The following is an 8,580-nucleotide window of genomic DNA, read 5'->3' as shown; positions in this document are numbered from 1 at the left end:
CCGCGACGACGATCTTCGCGGAGGTGGTGGCGCGGGTGGGGGCGGCCGCGTTAGAGCTTGCGAAGTCCACTGAGGACCCTTTCGAGCAGCGTGACATCGGGCGTTCCGCCCGACTCGCCCGCGGCGGCGGGCTGGTGGATGGCGACAAGGCCGGCCTCGGCAAGGTCGGCCACGAGGATGCGGGCCACTCCGAGCGGCACGCCGGCCAGTGCGGAGATCTCCGCGATGGACTTGACCTCACGGCAGAGGCCGACGATCCGGGCGTGCTCCGGCAGCAGGCCCCCGGTCCGGTCGGCGGAGGCCGTGGTCGAGATCAGCGCCTCGATGGCGAGCTGGTACCGGGGCCGGGTGCGGCCTCCGGTCATCGCGTACGGGCGGACCAGCGGCTGCTGCTCGTAGCCGTCGGACTGCTGCCCGCCGTAGCCGCTGCCGTACCCGCTGCCGTACGAGCCGGCGGGTGTCGAAGGCGGGGTCATGGGTCCTCCTTGTGCTGCAGCCTTGGGCAGCCGGTTCCAGCTGGGGCAATACCAGCTGAGGCGAAATCAGCTGCCTGAGGGTAGCTGAGGGTGAAGCGCCGGGCCTGGTCGGGTCAGACCCGGCGGGGAGGTGGGACGGTGTGGTGTCCGCTCAGTGCAGCAGACTGCCCTGGAGCTCTGCGCGGAGTGCGGGGGTGAGAACGGCGCCGGCCCGGTCGACGAGCAGTGCCATCTCGTAGCCGACGAGGCCGATGTCGGAGTCCGGGGACGCCAGCACGGCGAGCGAGGAACCGTCGCTGACGGCCATCAGGAACAGGAAGCCGCGCTCCATCTCGACGACCGTCTGGTTGACGTCACCGCCCTCGAAGATCCGGCTGGCACCGGACGTGAGGGAGGTGAGGCCGGAGGCGACGGCGGCGAGCTGGTCGGCGCGGTCCCTGGGGAAACCCTCCGACATGCACAGCAGGAGGCCGTCGGCTGAAACCACCACCGTGTGCGACACCCCGGGGGTGTTGTCCACGAAATTGGTGATCAGCCAGTTCAGGTTCTGTGCGGCCTGGCTCATCTGATTCAACTCAACGCTCCTGATGATCTGCGCCGTTGCCGTCGGTCCGGCCTCCGAAGCTATCGAACCCGGGCTGCTGGGCACCATGCTGACTGCCCTGCTGGTTGCTCTGCTGGTTGCCCTGGCCTGCGGCCTGCTCGGCCCCGGCCCGGCGGCCCTGCTGGATGCCGCGGCGCAGGTTGGTGAGACGGCCGCGGACCTCCTCGGGGGCGCGGGAGACCTGCGGACCGGTGAGCGGGGACGCCTCGGCGGTACCGGAGACCAGGTTGGCCTGCGGGGTCCGCCGGGGGAGACCGGACATGGTCACGCCGCTCGTGGAGGGCTCGCGGACCTGCTCGGCCCGGCGCCAGCGCTCGTCGTTCGCCGACGGGCGCCACGGTGCGTCGCCCGGGCCGCCCTGCGGGCCCTGACCACCCTGCTGCCCCTGCGGACCCTGCTGCCCCTGGGGAGCCTGCTGGGCCTGGGCCGGAGCCGCCTGCTGGTGCTGCGGCTGCTGGGCCTGCTGAGGCTGGGCCTGCTGCGGCGCCTGCTGCCGGGCGTCCGGGGCGGTGGTCCCGGGGCGGCGCGGCTGGTACGGCCGCGGGCGGGCCTGCTGGTCCTGGCCCTGCTGGGGCCAGGCCTGCTCGGCCGGCTGGAAGAGCGGCGCACCCCCGTGGGCACCGCCGTCGGACGGGCCGGTCGGCAGGGCCATCGGCTCCTGGCGGAACTGCTCCTGGCGGGCCGGCTCGGGCCGGACCTGCTCCTGGCGGACGGGCTCCGGACGGGCCGGGTTCGGCACGCTCGGCAGCACCGGCTCGACCAGGCCGAGGCCCAGCGGGTCGCGCGGGTCGATCTCGCTGGCCTCGAAGCGCGGCCGGGCGAACTGCTGGGTGCTCTCCATCGACGACGACTCGGCCGGCGGCAGCTGCTGGGCCTGCTGCGGCTGCTGGGGCTGGGACGGCTGCGGGAGCTGCTGCTGGCGGCTGCGCTGCGGCGCGTCCGGGCCGGGCCGCTGCGGGCGGCGCGGGCCCTGCGGACCCTGACCGCCGGGGCCCTGCTGACCCTGCGGAGGCTGACCGCCGGGCCCCTGCGGGCCCTGGGCGCCACCCTGCGGGCCCTGGGCGCCCTGCGGGCCCTGGCCGGCCGGGCGGCGCTGCGGCAGGCCGTCCTGCGGCCGGTTGCCCGGGCGGCTGCCCTGCTGGGCACCCGGACGGCCGGACTGGTCGGCCCAGCCGTGCTGCGGCTGCTCGCCGGTACGGGCCCCCGGGGCGCCGTTGCCGCCGTCACCGGGGCGCGCACGCTCCGGGCCGGGGCGCCGACCGCCGTCGGGGCGGCCCTGGGCGGGCTGCGGACGACCGGGCTGCTGGCCGCGGCGCGGCAGGCCGCCACCGGGGCCGCCCTGCGGCTGGCCCTGGCGACCGGGGCCCTGCGGGGGCAGGCCGCCCTGCGGGCTCTGCGCCGAGGGGTTCTGCGCCGACGGGTTCTGCGCCGACGGGTTCTCGCCGCGCAGCGACTGGCCGACCTGACGGGTCGGCAGACCGCCACCGCTCCGCCCGCCGGGGTTGTTCGGACCGCCGGGGCCACCGGGGCCGTTCGGGCCGCCACCGAAGCCGCCCGGGCCGGTCGGGGCGCCGGGCGCACCCGGGCCGCCCTGGCCGAGCTGCGGACGGTTCTGCGGGGCGCCGCCCGCCGGGCCCTGGCCGAGCGCGGCCGGGCCGCCGTTCGGGCCGCCGGGCACCTGGCGCTGCTGGCGCGGCGTCGGGGCGACCCCGCGCTGCTGCTTGGCCTGCGCCGAACCGGGCCGGGCCGGGGCACGGCGGTCGGCGGAGTTGGTGACGTCCACCGGGAGCATGACGAGCGCGGTGGTGCCGCCGGAGTCGCTGGGGCGCAGCTGGATCCGGATGCCGTGGCGCAGCGACAGGCGGCCGACCACGAAGAGGCCCATGCGGCGGGAGACCGAGACGTCCACCGTCGGCGGGTTGGCGAGGCGCTCGTTGATGTCGGCGAGGTCGTCGGGGCTCAGGCCGATACCGGTGTCGTGGATCTCGACCAGCACCCGGCCGTCCGGCAGGGCGTGGCCGGTGACCCGCACGCGGGTCTGCGGGCTGGAGAACGAGGTGGCGTTCTCCAGCAGCTCGGCGAGCAGGTGGACGAGGTCGTTGACGACGCGGCCGGCGACCTCGGCCGACGGCACCGCGGCGAGTTCGATGCGCTCGTACTGCTCCACCTCGGAGGCGGCGGCGCGGAGCACGTCGACCAGCGGCACCGGGCGGGTCCAGCGGCGGCCCGGGTCCTCACCGGCGAGGACGAGGAGGTTTTCGCCGTTGCGGCGCATACGGGTCGCGAGGTGGTCCAGCTTGAAGAGGTTGGCCAGCTGGTCCGGGTCGGCCTCGCGGCTCTCCAGCTCGGAGATGAGCGACAGCTGGCGCTGGATGAGGCCCTGGCTGCGGCGCGAGAGGTTGGTGAACATCGCGTTGATGTTGCCGCGGAGGAGGGCCTGCTCGGCGGCGAGGCGGACGGCCTCGCTGTGCACCATGTCGAAGGCGTGGGCCACGTGGCCGATCTCGTCGGAGGAGTCGACGCCGACGGGTTCGACGGTGACGTCGACGTCGTGCGGGTCGCTCTCGGAGAGCGTCTTGACGAGCTCGGGCAGCCGCCGCTCGGCGACGTCCTCGGCCGCGGTCTGCAGCCGGGTCAGCGAGCGCACCATCGAGCGGGCGATCAGACCGGCGCCACCGAGGGCGACGAGCAGCACCAGGGCGACCGCGGCACCGATGATCAGGGCTTCGGTGTCGGCGGCGGACTGCAGTTCCTGGGCCTTGCCGTCGAGGTCCTCGATCAGCTTGGCCTCGATCCGCCGCTCGGCGGTGATCTTGGCGGAGGACTGCTCGTACCAGTCCTTGTAGGAGCGCGGCTCGGTCTGGCGGATACCGCTCTGCTGGAGGATCGAGCGCGAGTAGCGGTCGGCGTCGGCGACCACCGAGTTGTAGCTGAGCTGGCCGCGCAGGTTGTCCAGGTCGTGCGAGGTGTAGATGTTGTTGAAGCTGGTGAGCGCGTTGTCGTAGGAGGCGCGCAGGCGGATGCCGAAGGACTCGTCGCTCAGGCTGAGGTCGGGGGCCTTCGGGTTGGCGAGCGCCGCGCTGATCAGGGCGCGCTGCTGCGAGGTGGCGTTCTTGGCCAGCGAGAACTGCTGGAGCGCGCGGGTGGCGCGGACCAGGTCGCGGTTGTTGGAGGCGAGCGCGATGTCCTGGGTGATCGACAGCAGGTCGCGGATGATCACGTCGTACGCGGTGATCGTGGCCTGGATGTTCTGGTTGTTCTGGTACGGGGTGTTGCGGGCGTCGGCGATCGAGTTCAGGTCCTTGCGGACCTGGAAGAGCAGGGCCTTGCCGCCGGACAGCTCGAGGTTCTCGAACTTGTCCGAGGACGCGGTGAAGGTGCGGCTGAGATCGTCGGTGATCTTGCGGGCGTTGGTGATCTCGTCGTCGAGGGTGGCGTTCGGGTCCTTGGTGATCGGACCGGCGCTGATGTCCCGCTCGGTCTGCAGCGCGTCGGCGAGGCTGGTCGCCTTCTTCGCCAGATCGGAGAGGTTGGCCATCTGGGCGAGCTGCTGCGAGGTCTCGAGCGAGGTCTGGATGCGCAGACCACCGAGGACGAGGGCGACGAGCACGGGCAGCGCGAGCAGCGCGATCAGGCGGGTACGGATCCGCCAGTTGCGCATCGCGAGCCGGCTCATGCCCTTGGCACGGCGCCTGGTCAGGGTCTTGCGGAGTTTGTCCCGGGCGGACTTCCGGTCCTCGGGCCCGTCGACCTCCGGACGGCCGGGCCCGTCGGGCGCCGGTTCGGCCGGACCGCCGGGCGTCGCCGCCTGCTGGGGGGCTGCCAACGGCTCACGCGACTCCGGGTCACCCGCGGCGCCGCTACCCCTTTTGAAACGTCCCTGCACTGGCGTCGCAACCTCTGGACCGGGCGTCCCGCCGCGTCGCCGCGGCCTGGACGGTGTCGAGTTTCCTCCGCACCCCGGCCGGTCCGGGAGAGCGGGTCACCGGGGTGGACTACTCCCTACCCACGGTCCGTGGCATTCCAGCACAGCCGGGGAATCCCAACAAGGGCCGCCAGGGCTCACCGCGCGGCGCTACCGAATGCGTGCGTGGTCTCACTGACTGTGCGGTAACCGGACCGGAATACCGCCTTTTTCGGACACTCGCCGGATACATGCCAAGCCGACCCGAGATCAACTGGAAGTGCAGTGGTTCCGGTTTGTCTGTTATTGCCGCTATGTCGGTAAAACCTGATGAAGCGATATGTCGGATATAAGAGAATTGCTCTTCAATTAGTGAGCAAAATCACAGGCCAATGTGTAGCTTTGGTCACGGTGGCTGTGGAAAGAGATCCGTAACCTGGCTGTCCGGAGCACGGCCTCGATTCAGCCTGCCCGCAAACCCCCCGAACCACTCAGGCCCCGGCCGATCCGTGTGGATCCGCCCGGCCGCGACCTCCAAGGTGCTGACGCGATGTCCCAGGCGAACACGGCCACCACGTCCACGCAGTCCAGCCGTTCCACGGCGAACCCGCGCCGGACGACGCTGGCCTCGGTCGAGGACTTCAGCAGGGTCCCCGGCGCCCGCGGCTCCGCGGACGTCGCGACGTACGCGACCGAGCTGCCCACGAACACGGCCAACCCGCGCCGCACCAGGCTGATGGTCGCCCCGGTGGTCGCCGTCCCGCAGGACTGACACCTCCCGGCCCCGAGCGAAGGGCGCCGCGGCAGCACCCGACGGTGCGGCCGCGGCGCCCTTCGCCGTGGCGCCACCCGCCGCCGGGGAGGGGCGCAACCCCGCTGAACAGGGGCAAAGCGGGCGGCCAGGGGCTCACGCGATAGCCTGGTCGACGATTGAGCGGGCCCGCGGCCAGGACGGCGCGGCGCCCACCAGCGCCCGGGCGCGCCCCGGGCGGCCGACGAAGCGAGGGGTAGCCCAGCCGTGCGCATTGCCAGGTTTTCCGTCCGAGAGGGGAGCCCTGCCGCCGGCACCGTCTCCTTCGGCGTGGTCGAGGGCGACCCCGCCCAGCCCGAGTCTCTGGTCGTCCACGCGCTGGCCGGCCACCCCTTCGGGCAGCCCCAGCCCACCGGCGAGAGCTACCGCTTCCAGGACGTCCGGCTGCTCAGCCCGATGCTCCCCAACAAGATCGTCGCGGTCGGCCGCAACTACGCGGCGCACGCCGCCGAACTCGGCAACGAGGTCCCGGCCGCCCCGCTGACCTTCTTCAAGCCGTCCACCGCGGTGATCGGCCCGACCGAGTCCATCGCGTACCCGCCGTTCTCCTCGGACGTCCAGCACGAGGCCGAACTGGCCGTGGTGATCGGCCGGATGTGCCGCGAGGTCCCGCTGGACCGGGTGCCCGAGGTGATCCTCGGCTACACCTGCGCCAACGACGTGACCGCCCGCGACATCCAGCAGCGCGAGGGCCAGTGGGCCCGCGCCAAGGGCTTCGACACCTCCTGCCCGCTCGGCCCGTGGATCGAGACCGACCTCGACCCGGCCGACCTGGCCGTCACCTGCACGGTCAACGGCGAGCTGCGGCAGACCGGCCGCACCTCGCAGATGGTCCGCTCGGTCGCCGAGCTGATCGTCCACATCTCCGAGGCCATGACGCTGCTTCCCGGCGACGTCATCCTCACCGGCACACCCGCAGGGGTGGGCCCGCTCAACGTCGGCGACCAGGTCGCCGTCTCCATCGAAGGCATCGGCACTCTCACCAACAAGGTGATCAAGCGTGGCTAACACCGACCCCACCGTCCGGGTCCGCTTCTGTCCGTCCCCGACCGGCAACCCGCACGTGGGCCTGGTCCGGACCGCCCTCTTCAACTGGGCCTTCGCCCGCCACAACGGCGGCACGATGGTCTTCCGGATCGAGGACACCGACTCGGCCCGCGACTCCGAGGAGTCGTACGAGCAGCTGCTCGACGCCATGAAGTGGCTGGGCTTCGACTGGGACGAGGGCCCGGAGGTCGGCGGCCCGCACGCGCCGTACCGGCAGTCGCAGCGGATGGACATCTACGCCGACGTCGCCCGCCGCCTGCACGAGGCCGGCCACGCGTACCACTGCTACTGCAGCACCGAGGAGCTCGACGCCCGCCGTGAGGCCGCCCGCGCGGCCGGCCGCCCGTCCGGCTACGACGGCCACTGCCGCGAGCTGACGGACGAGCAGGTCGCGGTCTACAAGCTGGAGAAGCGCGAGCCGATCCTGCGCTTCCGGATGCCCGACCGCACGCTCTCCTTCGACGACCTGGTGCGCGGCACGCTCACCTTCGAGCCGGAGAACGTGCCGGACTACGGGATCGTCCGGGCCAACGGCGCGCCGCTGTACACCCTGGTCAACCCGGTGGACGACGCCCTGATGGGCATCACCCACGTGCTGCGCGGCGAGGACCTGCTCTCCTCCACCCCCCGGCAGATCGCGCTGTACGCGGCGCTCGCGGACATCGGCGTCGGCAACGGCACCACCCCGCGCTTCGGCCACCTGCCGTACGTGATGGGCGAGGGCAACAAGAAGCTCTCCAAGCGCGACCCGCAGGCCTCGCTCAACCTGTACCGCGAGCGCGGTTTCATCCCCGAGGGCCTGCTCAACTACCTGTCGCTGCTGGGCTGGTCGCTCTCCGCGGACGACGACATCTTCTCGGTGGAGCAGCTGGTCGCGGCGTTCGACATCGCGGACGTCAACGCCAACCCGGCCCGCTTCGACCTCAAGAAGTGCGAGCACATCAACGCCGAGCACGTGCGCCGGCTGGCCCCGGAGGACTTCGTCCGCCGCCTGGTGCCGTACCTGCAGGCCCCCGGCCTGCTGCCGGCCGAGCCGACCGCCGAGCAGCTGGAGCTGCTGGCCAAGGTGGCGCCGCTCACCCAGGAGCGGATGGTCGTGCTGAGCGAGATCGTCGGCATGGCCGGCTTCCTGTTCGTCGACCCGGCCGACTTCGCCCTCGACCCGGACGACGCGGCGAAGGTCCTCACGGCCGACTCCCGCCCGGTGCTGGAGGCCAGCATCGCGGCGCTGGAACAGCTGGCGGACTTCTCGCCGGAGCCGATCCAGGCCGCGCTGCGCGAGGCGCTGGTGGACGGACTGGGCATCAAGCCCAAGTTCGCCTTCACGCCGCTGCGGGTGGCCGTCACGGGCCGACGGGTCTCCCCGCCGCTGTTCGAGTCGATGGAGCTGCTCGGGCGCCCCGAGACGCTGCGTCGGCTCACCGCCGCCCTGGCGGCCGTCCCGGCCTCCTGAGGCGGGCTCTGAGCAGGTCGCGGGCCCGGCAGCGTGCCGGGCCCGCGGCGTCCCCGGCCCTGCCTGCGGTTATCGATTTTGGAGCGGCGCCCGGCATCGGGTAATGTTCTTTCTGCGCCGCCCGGGAGGGAACGGCGAGGGACCAGAAACCTCGTCAGGACCGAACGGCCGGAGCAACGCCGAGCAAGACCCCGTCGAGGGGTTGAACTCCGGTGGGGTATGGTGTAATTGGCAGCACGAGTGATTCTGGTTCATTTAGTCTAGGTTCGAGTCCTGGTACCCCAG

Annotated in this window: 6 protein-coding genes and 1 tRNA gene; 4 read left to right on the top strand and 3 right to left on the bottom strand. The window is 72.4% G+C overall.

Features of this window, described 5'->3' with window-relative positions; genetic code table 11:
* Positions 1-50: 50 nt before the first annotated feature.
* The 3 genes from ACIGZJ_RS30630 to ACIGZJ_RS30620 form a co-directional block, all read right to left on the bottom strand.
* Positions 51-476, bottom strand: coding sequence for a DUF742 domain-containing protein (locus ACIGZJ_RS30630; protein ID WP_392929478.1), 426 nt, complete (start codon positions 474-476; stop codon positions 51-53).
* A gap of 151 nt (positions 477-627) precedes the next feature.
* Positions 628-1,041 (bottom strand): roadblock/LC7 domain-containing protein, encoded by a 414-nt coding sequence (locus tag ACIGZJ_RS30625; protein WP_396460290.1) that lies wholly within the window; start codon positions 1,039-1,041, stop codon positions 628-630.
* A 10-nt stretch (positions 1,042-1,051) separates the two neighbouring features.
* Entirely contained in the window at positions 1,052-4,906 is a 3,855-nt protein-coding gene (locus ACIGZJ_RS30620; RefSeq protein WP_396460285.1) for a nitrate- and nitrite sensing domain-containing protein, read from the bottom strand.
* A 628-nt stretch (positions 4,907-5,534) separates the two neighbouring features.
* Between ACIGZJ_RS30620 and ACIGZJ_RS30615 the strand changes: the two genes are divergently transcribed.
* The 4 genes from ACIGZJ_RS30615 (at position 5,535) to ACIGZJ_RS30600 (ending at position 8,580) form a co-directional block, all read left to right on the top strand.
* The gene (locus ACIGZJ_RS30615) at positions 5,535-5,756 is read left to right on the top strand and encodes a hypothetical protein (protein ID WP_396460284.1); all 222 of its coding nucleotides are present in this window, start codon (positions 5,535-5,537) and stop codon (positions 5,754-5,756) included.
* Between the two features lie 246 nt (positions 5,757-6,002).
* Complete coding sequence (locus ACIGZJ_RS30610; protein ID WP_392929483.1) at positions 6,003-6,803, top strand: fumarylacetoacetate hydrolase family protein; 801 nt, start codon at positions 6,003-6,005, stop codon at positions 6,801-6,803.
* Complete coding sequence (gltX, locus tag ACIGZJ_RS30605; RefSeq protein WP_396460283.1) at positions 6,796-8,295, top strand: glutamate--tRNA ligase; 1,500 nt, start codon at positions 6,796-6,798, stop codon at positions 8,293-8,295. The genes ACIGZJ_RS30610 and gltX overlap by 8 nt, the downstream gene beginning before the upstream one ends.
* Before the next feature lie 213 nt (positions 8,296-8,508).
* Positions 8,509-8,580: transfer RNA gene (locus ACIGZJ_RS30600), tRNA-Gln, on the top strand.

It is taken from the genome of Kitasatospora sp. NPDC052868, assembly GCF_044547105.1.
In the GTDB taxonomy this organism is placed as follows: Bacteria; Actinomycetota; Actinomycetes; order Streptomycetales; family Streptomycetaceae; genus Kitasatospora.
The sequence above is the reverse complement of the archived record's forward strand: the minus strand, read 5'-3'. Positions and strand labels throughout refer to the sequence as shown.